Genomic DNA, 16,175 nt, shown 5'->3' with positions numbered 1-16,175 from the left:
GACGGGCTGCTAGGTTTCACAGTTTTTTCGACCGCGTATTGCACGGTGCGTTGGCCGTAAGCCCTGGCTACCGGCCACTCATAGAAAGGAAGCATGACCCGAATTTCTTGCAGCGCCCAATTTGTCCCGCCAGTTCTTCGAGATACCTTGCGTTAGGACGCGCATCATGGGCGTGTTTCGCTTCTACGGCACTCCAGTTGGAACACGCGGCAACGCCGTTTTGAACTGGGGAGCAGAGCCAATGGAAGACATAGTTGCGTACGCACACTGCTATCGAAATGCGGCGCAGGCCCTGATGCATTTGGAGGATCGCCGCGAACACGACGAGGTGGGCTACGCCGCTTGCCCCATCATCTTCATCTACCGTCACGCGCTGGAGCTGTACTTGAAGGCGATGATCTATCGCGCGGCTCGAATCAGCGTGTCCGATTCCGAACTTCTAGATATGGTGCCTAGGCTTTGGCGAGAGCACTCGCTCACGCGATTGATCGACATGGCCAGCCCGATACTTGAAGTTCTGGAACAACGTCTCTCCCCATCACTTCTAGCTACAAAGGGGGAAGTGTGGGACTGGATCGGGGAACTAGATGCAGTGGACCCCGGGTCTTATGTTTTTCGCTACCCAGTTACCGTGGGCGGGGCGGCATCTCTCCCGAGTACAGCGATCGTGAACATATTCGAGTTTGCGCGCCATGCGGATGCCGCTTTGGACCACTTGAATCAGATGTGCATTTATCTTCGGGAGGCGATCCCGCCTTCAACTCAGATGAGGCTCGCACTCAACCCAATCGTGGTCAAGGAGCGAAAAAAGCCCAAATAGGCCGATCGACGAACACATCTTATCGGCAGGCTTCCCTCGCCTACTGTCTGCCGGTCATGTCCAACGTTGGGCGCACAGGAAGATATGCTCAAGGCTCTGTATTACCCGCACACCGAGATTGGCAACCCGACTATTCTCAAGAACGCGCTCCTACTCTGGGACTCGGTTGAGACGATAGTCCCTCGCGCACCACGACCTTCACCGCACGGCCCCAAGGACCGAATGCTTCAACAGGCTGCGGACTTGGTGGTGAGGTCTCGGCGTCCCAGCAATAAGGAACAGCAGGAAGCCCACGCAGCACTCAAGAAGCTGCTGAGCACAGGGCAACTCGCCACGATCATGGCCAGGACCCCGGTCGAGTGGCGAGGCGGGCGTTACTCGATCTACCCTGATAAGTTTCTCCACATGACCTGGCGCATGCTGGAGGAAGAAGGACTTGCGAGTTTCGAAGCCGGCCATATGGACTATGACGTCCCAGCGGCACTCGGATTCTTAATGATGTCCCTTCTCGCTGACAGCTGCGCTGGCACACAAATACAAAAGATAACCGACCGTACTGATGCGTACTCTTGGCTTTCCGAGGCGCATGCAAGTGCTCTGGGCACAGTGCCTGTTCTCGGTCTTGACGTTAGTCAAGTGGCACCAGCCTACGACCGATTGGTTGCAATATCACTTGAAGTTCTTGACGCTCGCGACGTCCCGCTCAAGAACTTAATCGACTTCCGGAGGCGCGAAGCCAAGAGCAGCAGCACAGACTACACAGCCATGCGTCGCCGATACCTCGCAACACTAGACGCTCACGTCAAGCGCGTTACGAAGGAAGCAAAGAGCATCACTGATCTTCGAGAGCTTGAGCGTCAGTTTCGTAGTGATCTAAAACATGATCTTTCCGATCTCAAGTCGGAGCTTGGCGTAGCCAGCCTCAAGACACTCTTCTCCAAGGAGGTGGCAGTTTCAGCGCTAGTCACCGCAGGGGCCTTAGTCGAGCCCATCGCTGGTCTAACCGCGCTATCAACTCAGTTCGGCCTGTTTGGGGTAATTCCCTTACTGAAATCCGCGACGGAACTTCGTGGAGCGCGTCGAACTGCCTTGCTAAAGCACACGTCATCATGGCTATACCTAGCAACCAAGCCTCGACTTCAAGCTCGATAAAAAGCGCCACGACGTTTGATTCTTCCATCAAGAGCATGACGCCCAAAAATTCGAGTGACGTCTCTCCTTTTTGAAATTGGTCTTACAAGCCCCCTTCTCATGCATTTTTCCTTTGAGATCAGTACAAAAGACAATGAATCTTTCTTGGCGCATTGGGCAACCAAATACGACTACCCCGCTGACGAAAAGTACACAAAGAACATTGGAAATCCACTAACAGAGAAATCGCGCCAAGATCTTTTCGAGTGGAAAAACGGAACCTCCATATCCAAGTCAAAGACTACCAGCATCATAGAAAACTACCCGTTGGTTTTCACTGGGGATCGACGCGCCCGCTACTTGAATCACAAGGAGCTCGGTGGTGCGATTTGGAACATCTTCTACCTACATTGCCTGGAGCCGGAAAAATGGCCAATCTTCGATCAGCACACATTTCGAGCAATGCAATACATGAAGACTGGTCACATCATTGAGATAGGTAGCACGAATCGACAGAAGTACGCAGCTTATGAAGACGAGTACCTTCCCTTTCTGCGCACTTTTGAGGGTGAGAATGCCCGAAAGGTCGATAAGGCTCTATTTGCGTTCGGTCAATTTCTCAAGCTCGCCGCAAGGTACGCTTAATCTTCCATCGAGAGGGCGTTACAAGGGCCACCCCCTTGCGCCGGCGCTCGCTTAAGACGTTGACTATTCGTTCTCGAACGACGGATTCGACGACTCTTAGCTCGCTGCCAGATTTCTTGGTTGACCGTTTTTCCAAGAGCTGAAAAACAGCATTGGCTACTCTGCAGCCGGATGGTCCAATCGTTGCGAACCATCACGAACAGTTCAGCGCTCTGCCCCGATATCCAATACCAGGGCTAAACCCCTCACCCTCCCCCACTCTCCTGAAACAACGCCGCCGCATCCCGCGCCAAATCCGAAGCGATCCAAAGCAGGTTGTCCCGATGTCCTGCCCCTGCATCTTCGAACCATCCATCGCCGGCGCCGTGGCAGCACCACAGCAGTGAGTTCAGTTGTTCCAGCTTGCATTCCAGCAAGTCTGCTGCGCTCGGGGTGGTCGCGTGGGGAGAGGTCAGCCGGGGAGCCCGGGCCATAATTCGATCAGCCATTGGTGTGCTCTCTTTCCAAAGTTGTTGCACGTCATTTGGTTAGACGGTCATGGTGTTCGCGCACCGTGGCCGTCGCCTTTTGTGCCTCACGTTCGCATCGATCGATCTGCATCGATGGCCCGCCGTGAGGCGAAGCGGTTCATTCATTCACTCAACAATCAGTCAGTGGTCCGTGGTGTGGTGTGTGCTGCCCTCCTCGCCCACATGGCGGGTCGTTTCATCACAGGGGCATTCACTGTAGAGAAGTCCCGCCCGGCGCACAGAGCAATTTCGCCGAGGAATGCGCGGTTCGCGCAAGTAATCGCGCTGCGGAAGCGGCGATTCACAAAGCCCTGACAGTCAGGCCCTGAAAGCAGGGGCCGAGCCCCGCATCGACAGCAGCGCCTCAGCCCTGCCCGCCGAACTCCCGCGCGTGCTCCACCGCGTACTTGATGAGCTCCGCCTGCCCTTCGATGCCCAGGCGCCGCTTGATGCTCTGGCGGTGCGCCTCCACGGTGCGCACGCTCAGGCCGAGGTCGCGTGCGATCTGCTTGCTCGATTCGCCGCGGCCGAGCGCGCTCAATATCTCGCTCTCGCGCGGCGTGAGCAGCGGGCGCGGGGTCTGGTTGCGAAAGAGTTTCTTCGACACGGCCGGGCTCAAGAAGGTGCCGCCCGCCGACACGGCCTCGATGGCCGCCACGATCTCCGCCGCCGGCGCGTCTTTCAGGACGTAGCCGCGCGCGCCGACCTGCAGGGCCTTCTGCACGTACTCGGGGTTGTCGTACATGCTGAGCATCACGATGTGCGGCGCGGGCTGCTGGTGCGGCTGTTGTTGTTGCAGCAGCAGCGCCGCCAGCTCGATGCCGTTCATGTCCTTCATGCCCACGTCCATGAGCACGAGGTGCGGCTGCGCGGGGCCGATGAGTGCCAGCGCCTCGGCCGCGCTGCCGGCCTCACCCACGATCTCCAGGCCGGGCATGGCGCCCAGGCGCGCGCGCAGGCCGTCGCGCACCAGCGGGTGGTCGTCGACCAGGAACAGGCGCACGACAACGGGAGCAGCAGCGGCGGCGGGGTCTTCTTTCATGGCCGCTATTCTGGCTTTGCGCGCCGCACGGGCACTTCGGCCACGATAGAGGTGTGGCCCCGGCCCGAGCGCATGCGCAGCCGGCCTTCGATGGACTCCATGCGCTCGCGCATGTTGCGCAGGCCGATGCCGCGCTGCGGGTCGAGCTGCATGGCCTCGACGTTGAAGCCGACGCCGTCGTCGCTGATCTCCAGGCGCACGGCCTCTTCGTCGAAGCTCAGCGCGATGTGCACCTGCTGCGCACGGGCGTGTTTGCGCACATTGGTCAACGCTTCCTGCGTGACGCGAAAGAGCGCGGTCTTGGCTTCTTGCGACAGCTCGAAGGGTTCGCCCTCGACCATGATCGATGCGTCCACGCCGCCTTCTTCACCGAACTCGGCGCCCAGACGCTCCAGCGCGGCGGGCAGGCCCAGGGTGTCGAGCAGCGCGGGGCGCAGCCGGTGCGAGATGCGGCGCACCTCGGTGAGCGAATCGTTCAGCCGCTGCAGCGCCTTGCCGAGCGCGGGCGGCGGCGACTGGTGCGCGCGGTCGAGTTGCTCCACCGCCGACTCGATCAGCAGCTTGGCCGACACCAGCGTCTGGCTGGTGCCGTCGTGCAGCTCGCGCGCGAGGTGGCCGCGCTCTTCTTCCTGCGACTGCACCACGCGGCGCGCGAGCAGGCGCAGCTTGGCTTCGGCGGTGCGGTGCTCGCTGAGGTTGAGCAATAACCCGGCCGCGCTCACCACGCCCAGGCACAGCGCGGCGATGCCGGCAATCCACAGCAACGTGGCGGTGACGTTCGCGTTCATCTGCCGGTCGAGGGTGTCCATGGTCGACTGGATGTCGTCCAGGTACAGGCCGGTGCCGACCATCCAGTTCCAGCGCGGCAACGCGGTGACATAGCCGAGCTTGGGCGCCATCTGCGCGCTGGAGGGCTTGCGCCATTCGTACTCGACGTAGGCGCCGCCCTTGTCGCGTGCGCCCTTGATCAGCTCCTGGATGGTGAAGCGGCCATGCGAATCGCGCAGGTTCCACAGGTTCTGGCCCACCAGCTCGGGCTGGCGCGAGTGCATGAGCGAGTTGCCGTCCATGTCGTAGACGAAGAAGTAGCCGTCGTCGCCGTAGTTGAGCGTGGCCAGGCGGCGCAGGGCTTCGTTGCGCGTGGCCTCGTCGTCCAGCCCCGACTCGTACAGCGGCAGCAGGTTGCTCACGGCCAGGTCGACGTAGCTGCGCAGCTCGCTGCGGCGCTGGGCCATGTAGCTGCGCTCGATGAGCGCCCGCTCGCGCTGGGCCAGGTCGTGCTCCTGGTGACGAACGGCCAGGGCCACGAGCACCAGCGCGACCAGCAGGGGCGCAACGGCCAGCGCGACGATCTTGGTGCGCAGGTTCATCGTCGGGGTGGGTGCCTCGTTCGTCCTGGTGCGGTCAATGCACGCTGGTCGGCCGCCCCGCAGCCACCCACGCATCCAGCCCCCCCGTCAGCGGCAGCGCCCGCCGCGCCCCGCGCGCCAGCAGCACGCGCGCGGCCTGCGCGGCCGAGACTTCGTTGGGGCAGTTGCAGTACAGCACCACGTCGCGGTCGGGGTCGATGGCGAGGTCCAGGTTGCGCTGCTGCAGCGCCTTGAGGGTGTACGACAGCGCGCCCGGGATGCGGCGCGGGTCGACCTGCACGCCGGCTTCGCCGCGCACGTCGATCACCAGCGGCGGCACGTCGCCGCTCATGAGGTCGAACAGTTCGTCGACGCTGATGCGCGGCATGCCGGTGAGCCGCGCGAAGGCGCGGCGGCGCCAGTAGCGCACGGCGAGCATCACGAGCAGCACCACGCCCAGCGCGGCGGTGGCGATGCCGCCGGCCTGGGCCAGCACGGCGAGCACCTGCTGGATCTGGTCGCGAAAGAGCCAGCCCAGGCCGAGGAACAGGCCCGTCCAGACCAGCGCGGCGACGATGTCGAAGCCGACAAAGCGCCGCACCGACATGCCCAGCGCGCCGGCCATGGGCGGCGCCACCACGGAGACGCCGGGCACGAACTTGGCGGCCACGAGCGACATGCCGCCCCAGTCGGAAATGAGCGATTCGCCGCGCCGCACGCAGGAGTCCTGCGACAGCGAGATGCGGCACAGCAGCCGCATGAAGCGGTAGCCGAAGCGGCGCCCGGCATAAAACCACGCGCCGTCGCCCAGCAGGTTGGCGACCACGGCGGCCAGCACCACGCCGACCACCGACACGTCGCCTGCCGCCAGCAGCGCGCCGGTGACGACCAGCACGGCCGCGGCCGGCACAGGCAGGCCCAGGCGCGCGGCAAAGCTGGCGGCAAACACCACCAGGATCGCGTTCTGCACCAGCAGCGACATCAGCTGCGCCATGCTGCGGGCCGCCGTTCGTTCGTTGCCGGGGGCCGCAGGGCGGCGCGCCGGGAGGGGGTGTGGGATGTGCTCATGCCGGGCGCGATTCTCCCGCATGGCCCAAGCACGTACTGCGCGCAGGCCATCCGGGGCGCCCGCACGCCCGTTCGCTCAGCGGGGCGCGTCGCCCTTGCGGTACTCGGCGGTGAGCGCGTCGAGCTTCTGCTTGAGCGCCGGGTCGAGCGTGTAACTGGCGGCAGCCACGGTGGCGTCGAGCTGCTCGGGGCGGCTGGCGCCCAGCAGCGGCGCGGTGATCAGCGGGTTGGCCATGACCCACGCCACGGCCAGCGTGGCCAGCGGCACGCCGGCTTCGTCGGCCAGCGCGTGCAGCTGGGTCACGGTGTCGAAGCTGCGGTCGTTCCAGTAGCGGTCCTGGTACATGCCGCCGGCGGTGCCGAGGGTGAAGCGGGTGTTTTCCTCGGGCTTGGCGCCGGGCTTGTACTTGCCGGTGAGCAGGCCGCCGGCCAGCGGGTTGTAGGGAATCACGCCCAGGCCCTCTTCGGCCGCGAGCGGCAGCAGCTCGCGCTCGATCTCGCGGAACAGCAGGCTGTAGCGCGGCTGCACCGACACGAAGCGCGTGAAGCGGTGCAGCTCGGCCTTGCCCAGCGCGCGGGCCAGGCGGTAGGCCAGGAAGTTCGACACGCCGATGTAGCGCGCGCGGCCCGACTTGACGATCACGTCGAGCGCCTCGAGGCTTTCCTCGAGCGGCGTCTCGCGGTCGTCCATGTGCAGCTGGTACAGGTCGACGTGGTCGGTCTTCAGGCGCTTGAGCGAGAGGTCGATGGCGTCGAGCAAATGCTTGCGCGAGGCACCCTGGTCCCAGGGGTTGGGGCCGACCTTGTTGACGGCCTTGGTGGCGACCACGAAGCGGCGGCGGCCCGCGGGGCCCTGCTTGTCGAGCCAGTTGCCGATGATCTCTTCGGTGCGGCCGGTGGTCTCGATGGTGCCGCCCAGCGGGTACACGTCGGCGGTGTCGAGGAAGTTGATGCCGGCGTCGGCGGCCTTGTCCAGGATCTGGTGCGACACGGCCTCGTCGGTCTGCAGGCCGAAGGTCATGGTGCCCAGGGCCAGGCGGGACACGGTGAGGCCGGTACGGCCCAGGCGGGTGGTGGGGATGCTCATGCAGGCTCGCTCCGAGAAGGTGGGAGAGGGAGGGAAAGAGGCGGCGGCCATCATAGGCACGGCCGCGCATTCCTGCAGGCGCTGGAGATTCAGGTGGATTCGAGGTGCACGCCGGGCGCGCCGCGTTCGACCGAGAAGCGGGCCATGGCCGCGACGGCAGAGTCGGCGTTCTTCTCGTCTTCGACCGCGCGGAACTCGACCGCGCAGCCGCGCGCGTCGAGCGTCATGAGGCCGTAGCCGCGCTTGTCGGCGCGGCCGTAGCGCAGGTGTTCGTTCTTCGCGCGCATGTGGGCCACGCTGGCGGCGCTGGGCCCTTCGGAGGTGATGGCGCCGCCGACGAACTCGGTCGCGACCACGGGCCCCTGCGGCTCGCGGCGCAGGTCGGCGGCCCAGAAGGCGTGCACGTCGCCGCCGAGCACCAGCGCATCGCCGCCGCGCGACGGGTTGGCGGTCAGCGCGTCGAGCAGCCGCGTGCGCGCGGCGGCGTAGCCGTCCCAGCCGTCCATCCAGTAGCCGTGACCGGGGCCGCGCTGGCGGTCGGCTTCGGCGAGCAAGGTGGGTTGGGCGATGACGGTCCAGCGCGCCGGCGGCGTTGCGAGTTCGTTCGCGAGCCAGGCTTCCTGCTGCATGCCGAGCAGGCTGCGCTCCGGGGCCAGCCGGTCGGCGCAGTCGACCAACGGCTTGGTGCTGCGGCCCGGGAGGCAGGCGTGGTGCGAGCGGTACTGGCGGCCATCGAGCAGCATCACGTCGAGCATGCGGCCGAAGCGATGCCGGCCGTAGATGGTCGCGCCCGCGCCGCGCGGGCGCATGGAGGCCGGCACGGGCATGTGCTCGTACCAGGCCTGGTAGGCGGCGGCGCGGATGGCGAGGAACTGCGCCGGGTCGGGCGTGCGCGGCGAGACGTCGTCGGTGTAGTCGTTGGCGACCTCGTGGTCGTCCCAGGTCACGAGCCAGGGAAAGGCGGCGTGCGCGGCCTGCAGGTGCGGGTCGGTCTTGTACAGCGCGTAGCGGTTGCGAAAGCCGGCCAGGTCGGTGGGAATGCCGCCCTCGTGCCGGCGCACGTTGTGCGAGCCGCGCGAGCTTTCGTAGATGTAGTCGCCCAGGTGCACGACGAAGTCGAGCGGCTGCGCGGCCATGTCGCGGTAGGCGGCGTAGTAGCCCTCCTCGTACTGCTGGCACGAGGCGAAGGCGAAGCGCAGCGGTTGCACGGCGGCGTCATCGTCGGCCGGCGCGGTGCGCGTGCGGCCGACGGGGCTGCGCACGCCGGCGGCGGTGAAGCGGTACCAGTAGGGGCGGCCCGGGCGCAGGCCCTGCACGTCGACGTGCACCGAGTGCGCGAGGTCGGCCTCGGCGCTGGCAATGCCCTTGGTCACGATGCGGCGAAAGCGCTCGTCCTCGGCCACTTCCCACTGCACCGCCACGGGCGCGTCGCCCATGCCGCCGCCCTGCAGCGGCTCGGGCGCGAGCCGCGTCCACAGCACCATGCCGTCAGGCCGCGGCGCGCCCGAGGCGACGCCGAGCGTGAACGGGTCACGCGTGGCCGAGGGCTGGGCGCGCAGGTGCAGGAAGGGATGGCCGAGCGCGGCGGCGGCGAGGCCGGTGTGCAGCAGGCGTCGGCGGGTGAAAAGCGGAGTGGTCATCGGGCGTCTTTCTTGGCGCGTCGCTCGGCGATCTCGAGGTCGATCGATGCCTGCAGGCGCGCTTGCCGGTCGAGCTCCCTCTGCCGGGTGTCGACGCTCGTGTACTCGCGGTCGATCAACGCCTGCAGGCGCGCCAGCTGCGTGAGATCCATCTCGCGGGTGTTGGCGCTCGCGTGCTCGAAGTCGATCGACGCCTGCGGGCGCACTGGCCGCTCGGGATCTTTCGGATGGGTGTCGACGCCCCTTGTGCGCAGGTCTTCGCTCGACTGCGAAGAAGCACCGCCGGAGCGTCCCTCCCAGATCACCAGTGCGCCTACAAGAAAGAGCACCGCGAACATGAATTCCATAGCGACGGGGTTCAGGTCGTCCTTGAGGATCGGCTTGAGCGAGCCGTCCAACCGATCTTTCGGAGGCAGCAGGACCGCGACCTTCTTGCCCACGGGGCGTGCATCGAACTTGCCGCCGCTGCGTGCGTACAAGACAGCCCGTCGGCCGTCGGGCCGGACGTAGTCGACCCGGACCTCTGTGTTGCCGGCGCCGGTGACGACACCCTCGACCTTGTCGTAAGAAAAAAGAATGACCGCGGCATCAAGCGCCGACAGCAGCGCGACACACAGCATGGCGACGCCCATCGCCGCGAGGCACACCGCCACAAACACTCGAAGGATCTGCATGGACTCCAGCCGTCAGGAACGTGCCTGATTCTGGCGCCCTTCTCTTACAGCACCGCCACTGCAGAACGGCGTCTCAGCCCGCCGACCCTTCGCAAGCCACAGCCACCGGCCGTCGCGCATCCGCACGCGCGCTCGCCACCGCCCAGGCAAAGATGCCCACGCCCGCCAATGCCAGCAGCGCGCCGACCCAGCCGGTCGAGGTCCAGCCCAGGCCGGCCGCAATGGCGACGCCGCCGAGCCAGGCGCCGAGGGCGTTGGCCATGTTGAAGGCCGAGTGGTTGAGCGCGGCGGCGAGCGTTTGCGCGTCGCCGGCCACGTCCATCAGGCGGATCTGCAGGGCCGGGCCGATGGCGACGGTGGTGCCGATCAGGAACACGGTGAAGGCCGCCGTCACGACGTGGTGCGCCGCGAAGGTGAAGCTGGCGAGCACCAGCGCCGCGTAGACGAGCACGCCGCCGATGGTGCGCATGAGCGACTTGTCGGCCAGCCGCGAGCCCACGAGGTTGCCGGTGACCATGCCCAGGCCGAACAGCGCAAGCACGAAGGGCACGCCGCCCAGCGGCAGCCCGGCCACCTCGATCAGCGTGGGCTTGATGTAGCTGAACACGGCGAACATGCCGCCGAAGCCGATGGCGCCGATACCGAGCGTGAACCACACCTGCTTGCGCTTGAGCGCGCCGAGTTCGCGCCAGGGGCTGGCGCCGGCGGCGGGTGCGATGTCGGGCACGTCGCGGCGCAGCAGCGCCACGGCGACGAGCGCGATGACGCCCACGAACACGAAGGCCGCGCGCCAGCCGAACAGCTGGCCCAGCCACGCCGCGATGGGCACGCCGACCAGCGTGGCGCCGGTGAGCCCCAGCATCACGAGGCCGACGGCGCGCGCGCGGCGCCCCGGCGGCGCGAGCGTGGCGGCCACGAGCGCGGCCACGCCGAAGTAGGTGCCGTGCGGCAGGCCGGTGGCAAAGCGCAGCAGGTTGAGCGACAAGTAGCCGGGCGCCAACGCGCTGGCGAAATTGCCGGCCGCGAACACAGCCATCAGCGCGATCAGCAGCGCGCGGCGGCCCCAGCCGGCGGCCAGCACCGCGAGCACGGGCGCGCCGATGACCACGCCCAGCGCATAGGCGCTGATGACGTGGCCGGCCTGCGGGATGGTGACGGCGATGTCTTTCGCGACCTCGGGCAGCAGGCCCATGATGACGAACTCGCCGGTGCCGATGGCAAAGCCGCCGACGCCGAGCGCGAGCACCGCGCGCAGGAACTGGGCGGACGAGACGGACGGTGCAATGGCGGTGGTTTCCGCGCCTTCGCGGGCGGACGGTGAGGCGTTCAAGGCCGGGCTCCTGGGGGGTGCCCGGCGGACGCGGGCAAGGCCCGATTCTAGGGTAAACCCTTAAATTGTGAAGATGCTCTCGTGCGCCGCGTCGGTACCGTCTTGCAATTCAGATCGCGACCAGCTGCCGCACGCCCTGCGCTTCCATGTCTTTTCCCAGGCCGCGCGCAATGACTTCGCCGCGCTCCATCACGAGGTAGTCGTCGGCCAGCTCCTGCGCGAAGTCGTAGTACTGCTCGCACAGCACGATGGCCATGTCGCCGCGGTCGGCGAGCATGCGGATGACACGGCCGATGTCCTTGATGATGCTGGGCTGGATGCCTTCGGTGGGCTCGTCGAGGATCAGCAGCTTGGGCTTGGGCGCGAGGGCGCGGGCGATCGCCAGTTGCTGCTGCTGCCCGCCCGAAAGGTCGCCGCCTCTTCTGTTGATCATCTGCTTGAGCACAGGGAACAGTTCGAACAGCTCCGCAGGAATGGGCGTGCCGCCGCTCTTGTAGGCCAGGCCCATGCGCAGGTTCTCCTCGACCGTGAGCCGCGCGAAGATCTCGCGGCCCTGCGGCACGAAGCCGATGCCGGCCCTGGCCCTGTCGTAGGGCGTGGCCTTGTGGATCGGCTTGCCTTCGAGTTCGATGCTGCCGCTCTTGATGGGCACCAGGCCCATGAGCGACTTCAGCAGCGTGGTCTTGCCGACGCCGTTGCGGCCGAGCAATACCGTGACCTTTCCGAGCGTGGCTTCGAAGCTCACGTCTCTGAGGATGTGGGAGCCGCCGTAGTACTGGTGGATGTTCTTGACTGTCAGCATGGTGGGATGCCTTCCTTGGTCTTTATCGGGGGCGCCCGGTGTGCGGCACGGCGCGGTCGGCCCCACTGTGCCGGCCCTTCGGGCTGCCCTGCGGTGCTCGCGTTTCGCGGGGTCTCGCAGAACTCGCTGCGCTCAAACAGCTGCGAGCCCTGATCCGCGAAACGCTGCGCGCCTCGGCGGCACAGAGGGGCCGCCCACGCCGCACCGCACACCGGGCGCTGGTCGTGACGTTGATGCCGCCGGCTCTGGCCGCGGCGACAAGTTCACCGGCCAAGGTAGACCTCGATCACGCGTTCGTCGGCCTGCACTTCGTCGAGCGTGCCTTGCGCGAGCACGGAGCCATCGCACAGCACGGTGACGATCTCGGAGATGGTGCGGATGAAGCTCATGTCATGCTCCACCACCATCAGCGAGTGCTTGCCCTTGAGCGTGAGGAACAGCTCGGCGGTGCGAGCGGTTTCCTCGTCGGTCATGCCGGCCACGGGCTCGTCGAGCAGCAGCAGCTTCGGGTCTTGCATGAGCAGCATGCCGATCTCGAGCCACTGCTTCTGGCCGTGGCTCAGGTTGCCGGCCAGGCGCGACACGCTGTCGGCCAGGTGGATGGTTTCCAGCACCTCGGCCAGGCGGTCGCTCTGCGCCGAGTCGAGCTTGAACAGCATCGACGCGCGCACGCCCTTGTCGGTCTTCAGTGCGAGCTCGAGGTTCTCGAACACGGTGAGGTGCTCGAACACCGTCGGCTTCTGGAACTTGCGGCCGATGCCCAGCTGCGCAATGTCGGCCTCGCGGTGGCGCAGGAGGTCGATGGTGCTGCCGAAGAACACGGTGCCCGAGTCGGGCCGGGTCTTGCCGGTGATGATGTCCATCATCGTGGTCTTGCCCGCGCCATTGGGGCCGATGATGCAGCGCAGCTCGCCCGGCGCGATGTCCAGCGAGAGCTTGTTGATGGCCTTGAAGCCGTCGAAGCTCACGCTCACGTCTTCGAGGTACAGGATGCGGCCGTGCGTGATGTCGACCTCGCCCGGCGTGGCGATGCGGCTGAAGCCTGCGGTGCGGCCGCCCGATTCGGTCTGGCCCGTGGCCGCGTGCAGGCCGGCTGCGCGTGTGGCGCGCTCGGCGCCGGCTTCCATCAGGTCGGGCGTCATGCGCGGGCTCCCTTCACATCGGCGACCAGGGGCGCCTGCACGGTCGCGTCGGGCTCGGCATGCGAGGCGGCGGGCTCGCGCCGCGCTTCCCTCGCGGCCGGCGCCGCAGCCTCCATCTTCTCGCGCGACAACCACTGGCGCACCAACCCCACGATGCCGTTCGGCAGGAACAGCGTGACAGCGATGAACAAGGCGCCCAGGAAGTACAGCCAGTACTCGGGGTAGGCCACGGTGAGCCAGCTCTTGGCCCCGTTGACGATGAAGGCGCCGAGGATCGGCCCGATCAGCGTGGCGCGCCCGCCCACCGCCGCCCACACGGCGATCTCGATGGAGTTGGCCGCGCTCATCTCGCCCGGGTTGATGATGCCCACCTGCGGCACGTACAGCGCGCCGGCCACGCCGCACATCACGGCGGAGATGACCCAGATCGTGAGCTTGTACGGCAGCGGGTTGTAGCCCGAGAACATCACGCGCGTCTCGGCATCGCGGATGGCCTGCAGCACGCGGCCGAACTTGCTGCCGATGAGCCACTTGGCGAACAGGAAGAAGCCCAGCAGCGTGAGGCCGGTGAGCGCGAAGAGCGTCATGCGCATCTCCTGCGTGGCGATCGGGATGTTCAGGATGCGCTTGAAATCGGTGAAGCCGTTGTTGCCGCCGAAGCCCGTCTCGTTGCGGAAGAACAGCAGCATCGCCGCGAAGGTCATGGCCTGCGTGATGATCGAGAAGTACACGCCCTTGATGCGCGAGCGGAAGGCGAAGAAGCCGAACACGAAGGCGATGAGGCCGGGCACCGCCACGATGAGCAGCAGCGTCATGCCGAAGCTACCGCTGAAGGTCCAGTGCCAGGGCAGTTCCTTCCAGTCGAGGAACACCATGAAGTCGGGCAGGTCGCTCTTGTAGTTGCCGTCGCGGCCGATCTGGCGCATGAGGTACATGCCCATCATGTAGCCGCCCAGCGCGAAGAACAGGCCGTGGCCCAGCGACAGGATGCCGGTGTAGCCCCAGATCAGGTCCATGGCCAGCGCGCAGATGGCGTAGCACATGATCTTGCCGACCAGCGCCACGGCGTAGTCGCTCATGTGCAGCGGGCTGTCGGCCGGCACCCACATGTTGAGCACGGGCGCCACGGCGCACACGACGATGAGCGCGACGAAGAAGGCCGTCCAGCCCTTGCCGCTCAGCAGCGGCCCCTTGGTTGGCAATGTGACCTTGCTCATGCCTCTGCGCTCCGGCCCTTCATCGCGAAGATGCCTTGCGGGCGCTTCTGGATGAAGATGATGATGAAGACAAGCACCGCGATCTTCGCGAGCACCGCGCCCGCCCAGCCTTCGATGAACTTGTTGAGAATGCCCAGCCCCAGCGCCGCATACACGGTGCCCGCGAGCTGGCCGACGCCGCCCATCACGACCACCATGAAGCTGTCGACGATGTAGCTTTGGCCGAGGTCGGGGCCGACGTTGCCGATCTGGCTCAGCGCGCAGCCCGCCAGGCCCGCGATGCCCGAACCGAGCGCGAAGGCGTAGGTGTCGATGCGCGCGGTGTTCACGCCCATGCACGAGGCGATCGGGCGGTTCTGCGTGACGCCGCGCACGAACAGGCCCAGGCGCGTCTTGCCGATGAGCCAGCCCATCGCGAGCAGCACCAGCGCCGCGAAGACGATGATGCAGATGCGGTTCCACGGCAGCGTGACGTTGCTCAGCATGGTGAAGCCGCCGCTCATCCAGCCGGGGTTTTCGACGCCGACGTTCTGCGCGCCGAACAGCGATCGCACCAGCTGCTGCAGCATCAGGCTGATGCCCCAGGTGGCGAGCAGCGTCTCGAGCGGACGGCCATACAGGAAGCGGATCACGCCACGCTCGAGCACCGCGCCCACGAGCGCCGAGGCGAGGAAGGACACGGGAATGGCGGCCACCAGGTACCAGCCGAAGGCCGCCTCGGGCATGTACTTCTGGAAGATGCCCTGCATCACGTAGGTGGCGTAGGCGCCGATCATCATCAGCTCGCCGTGCGCCATGTTGATGACGCCCATCAGGCCGTAGGTGATGGCCAGGCCCAGCGCGGCCAGCAGCAGCACCGAGCCCAGGCTGATGCCGCTGAACACGGCGTTGATGCGGTCACCCCAGACGAGCGCGCCGTCGATGTTGGCGATCGATGCGGTGATGGCCGCCTTCACGTCGGCTTCGGTCTCGTCGGCCAGGCGCTGGTTGAGCAGAAGCTTGGTGTCGGGGCTGCGGTTGTTGCCCAGCTCCTTGGCGGCGGCCAGGCGCTTGGCCTTGTCGGCGCTGGTGAGCATGCTGGCGGCGCGCACGAGTTCGAGCTGCGCCTTGATCTTCGGGTTGGTCTCGGCGGCCAGCGCCTTCTCGACCATCGGGAGACGGGATTCGTCGGGCTCCTTGAAGAGCGCCTGCGCGGCTTCGGCGCGCACCGCGTCGTCGGTGCTCGTGAGCTTGAGTGCAGCCTGCGCGGCATCGAGCGCGCCGCGCATGAGGTTGTTGTTGACGACGTCCTCGGCGGTGTCGGGCACCTTCAGCTCGGTGCCGGTGACCGGGTCGAACCCCTTGTCGTCCTTCATCACGAAGACCTTGTCTTCGGTGTACTTCACGGCGTCGTCGGACATCGCCTGGATGAACGCGGCGGTCTTGTCGTCGGCGGTGAGGACGGCCTTGTTGAGCGCGGCGATGCGGGCTTCGGATTCACCGGAGGCGATGGCCTTGGCCTCGTCGGCGGTCAGCGCGTGGGCGGCCGTTGCCATGAGCAGCATGGCGGCGAATGCGCAGTGAAGGGTTCGTCGAAGCATCATGAATTCGTGTTGCCCGCTCTCCCCTTGGGGAGAGGGTTAGGGTGAAGGCCGGTGGCCATCCAAACGAGCGCGGCGGCCCTATCGACCGCCGTTGCCCTCCCCTCGCCCTCTCCCCAGGGGGAGAGGGAGCAGGGCA

At 66.2% G+C, this 16,175-nt stretch carries 14 protein-coding genes; 3 read left to right on the top strand and 11 right to left on the bottom strand.

Features of this window, described 5'->3' with window-relative positions; translation table 11 throughout:
* Positions 1 to 166: 166 nt before the first annotated feature.
* The 3 genes from AC07SQ_RS12335 to AC07SQ_RS12325 all read left to right on the top strand — a co-directional run bounded on the left by AC07SQ_RS12335 (position 167) and on the right by AC07SQ_RS12325 (position 2,596).
* On the top strand, positions 167 to 820 hold the full coding sequence (locus AC07SQ_RS12335; RefSeq protein WP_495271055.1) for a hypothetical protein: 654 nt from the start codon (positions 167 to 169) through the stop codon (positions 818 to 820).
* A gap of 405 nt (positions 821 to 1,225) precedes the next feature.
* Entirely contained in the window at positions 1,226 to 1,972 is a 747-nt protein-coding gene (locus AC07SQ_RS12330) for a hypothetical protein (protein WP_495276259.1), read from the top strand.
* 99 nt (positions 1,973 to 2,071) lie between these two features.
* Positions 2,072 to 2,596 (top strand): hypothetical protein, encoded by a 525-nt coding sequence (locus tag AC07SQ_RS12325; RefSeq protein WP_495271058.1) that lies wholly within the window; start codon positions 2,072 to 2,074, stop codon positions 2,594 to 2,596.
* 873 nt (positions 2,597 to 3,469) lie between these two features.
* Here AC07SQ_RS12325 and AC07SQ_RS12320 read toward each other — a convergent pair.
* From AC07SQ_RS12320 to urtB, 11 genes are all read right to left on the bottom strand, one after another.
* On the bottom strand, positions 3,470 to 4,147 hold the full coding sequence (locus tag AC07SQ_RS12320) for a response regulator transcription factor (protein ID WP_062472162.1): 678 nt from the start codon (positions 4,145 to 4,147) through the stop codon (positions 3,470 to 3,472).
* Between the two features lie 5 nt (positions 4,148 to 4,152).
* Positions 4,153 to 5,517, bottom strand: a complete 1,365-nt coding sequence (locus tag AC07SQ_RS12315) for a cache domain-containing protein (protein ID WP_495271059.1) — start codon at positions 5,515 to 5,517, stop codon at positions 4,153 to 4,155.
* Between the two features lie 34 nt (positions 5,518 to 5,551).
* Complete coding sequence (locus AC07SQ_RS12310) at positions 5,552 to 6,490, bottom strand: VTT domain-containing protein (RefSeq protein WP_495271060.1); 939 nt, start codon at positions 6,488 to 6,490, stop codon at positions 5,552 to 5,554.
* A gap of 150 nt (positions 6,491 to 6,640) precedes the next feature.
* Positions 6,641 to 7,651, bottom strand: coding sequence for an aldo/keto reductase (locus AC07SQ_RS12305; protein ID WP_447741911.1), 1,011 nt, complete (start codon positions 7,649 to 7,651; stop codon positions 6,641 to 6,643).
* 89 nt (positions 7,652 to 7,740) lie between these two features.
* Positions 7,741 to 9,291 carry an alkaline phosphatase D family protein gene (locus AC07SQ_RS12300; RefSeq protein ID WP_495271061.1) on the bottom strand — a complete coding sequence of 517 codons (1,551 nt, stop codon included), beginning with the start codon at positions 9,289 to 9,291 and terminating at the stop codon, positions 7,741 to 7,743.
* The gene (locus tag AC07SQ_RS12295) at positions 9,288 to 9,965 is read right to left on the bottom strand and encodes a hypothetical protein (RefSeq protein WP_495271062.1); all 678 of its coding nucleotides are present in this window, start codon (positions 9,963 to 9,965) and stop codon (positions 9,288 to 9,290) included. Before AC07SQ_RS12295 ends, AC07SQ_RS12300 begins: the two co-directional genes overlap by 4 nt.
* 73 nt (positions 9,966 to 10,038) lie before the next feature.
* A complete protein-coding gene (locus AC07SQ_RS12290) occupies positions 10,039 to 11,295 on the bottom strand; it encodes an MFS transporter (protein WP_495271063.1) in 1,257 nt (418 codons plus the stop codon).
* Positions 11,296 to 11,404: 109 nt separating this feature from the next.
* Positions 11,405 to 12,097, bottom strand: a complete 693-nt coding sequence (gene urtE, locus AC07SQ_RS12285) for an urea ABC transporter ATP-binding subunit UrtE (RefSeq protein ID WP_062472198.1) — start codon at positions 12,095 to 12,097, stop codon at positions 11,405 to 11,407.
* A gap of 263 nt (positions 12,098 to 12,360) precedes the next feature.
* Positions 12,361 to 13,239 (bottom strand): urea ABC transporter ATP-binding protein UrtD, encoded by an 879-nt coding sequence (gene urtD / locus AC07SQ_RS12280; RefSeq protein ID WP_495271064.1) that lies wholly within the window; start codon positions 13,237 to 13,239, stop codon positions 12,361 to 12,363.
* The gene (gene urtC / locus AC07SQ_RS12275; RefSeq protein WP_495266732.1) at positions 13,236 to 14,456 is read right to left on the bottom strand and encodes an urea ABC transporter permease subunit UrtC; all 1,221 of its coding nucleotides are present in this window, start codon (positions 14,454 to 14,456) and stop codon (positions 13,236 to 13,238) included. Before urtC ends, urtD begins: the two co-directional genes overlap by 4 nt.
* Positions 14,453 to 16,000, bottom strand: coding sequence for an urea ABC transporter permease subunit UrtB (urtB, locus tag AC07SQ_RS12270; protein ID WP_495271065.1), 1,548 nt, complete (start codon positions 15,998 to 16,000; stop codon positions 14,453 to 14,455). Before urtB ends, urtC begins: the two co-directional genes overlap by 4 nt.
* Positions 16,001 to 16,175 lie beyond the last annotated feature (175 nt).

The organism is Variovorax sp. GW821-FHT06D12, from assembly GCF_059419205.1.
Note: the sequence above shows the minus strand (reverse complement) of the source record. Positions and strands in the feature narration are given on the sequence as shown.

What these genes read in the sequence shown, in the direction of transcription:
- AC07SQ_RS12335 (WP_495271055.1), top strand. Translation starts at nt 167, where the DNA reads ATGGGCGTGTTTCGCTTCTACGGCACTCCAGTTGGAACACGCGGCAAC.
- AC07SQ_RS12330 (WP_495276259.1), top strand. Translation starts at nt 1,226, where the DNA reads ATGACCTGGCGCATGCTGGAGGAAGAAGGACTTGCGAGTTTCGAAGCC.
- AC07SQ_RS12325 (WP_495271058.1), top strand. Translation starts at nt 2,072, where the DNA reads ATGCATTTTTCCTTTGAGATCAGTACAAAAGACAATGAATCTTTCTTG.
- AC07SQ_RS12320 (WP_062472162.1), bottom strand. Translation starts at nt 4,147, where the DNA reads ATGAAAGAAGACCCCGCCGCCGCTGCTGCTCCCGTTGTCGTGCGCCTG.
- AC07SQ_RS12315 (WP_495271059.1), bottom strand. Translation starts at nt 5,517, where the DNA reads ATGAACCTGCGCACCAAGATCGTCGCGCTGGCCGTTGCGCCCCTGCTG.
- AC07SQ_RS12310 (WP_495271060.1), bottom strand. Translation starts at nt 6,490, where the DNA reads ATGGCGCAGCTGATGTCGCTGCTGGTGCAGAACGCGATCCTGGTGGTG.
- AC07SQ_RS12305 (WP_447741911.1), bottom strand. Translation starts at nt 7,651, where the DNA reads ATGAGCATCCCCACCACCCGCCTGGGCCGTACCGGCCTCACCGTGTCC.
- AC07SQ_RS12300 (WP_495271061.1), bottom strand. Translation starts at nt 9,291, where the DNA reads ATGACCACTCCGCTTTTCACCCGCCGACGCCTGCTGCACACCGGCCTC.
- AC07SQ_RS12295 (WP_495271062.1), bottom strand. Translation starts at nt 9,965, where the DNA reads ATGCAGATCCTTCGAGTGTTTGTGGCGGTGTGCCTCGCGGCGATGGGC.
- urtE (WP_062472198.1), bottom strand. Translation starts at nt 12,097, where the DNA reads ATGCTGACAGTCAAGAACATCCACCAGTACTACGGCGGCTCCCACATC.
- urtD (WP_495271064.1), bottom strand. Translation starts at nt 13,239, where the DNA reads ATGACGCCCGACCTGATGGAAGCCGGCGCCGAGCGCGCCACACGCGCA.
- urtC (WP_495266732.1), bottom strand. Translation starts at nt 14,456, where the DNA reads ATGAGCAAGGTCACATTGCCAACCAAGGGGCCGCTGCTGAGCGGCAAG.
- urtB (WP_495271065.1), bottom strand. Translation starts at nt 16,000, where the DNA reads ATGCTGCTCATGGCAACGGCCGCCCACGCGCTGACCGCCGACGAGGCC.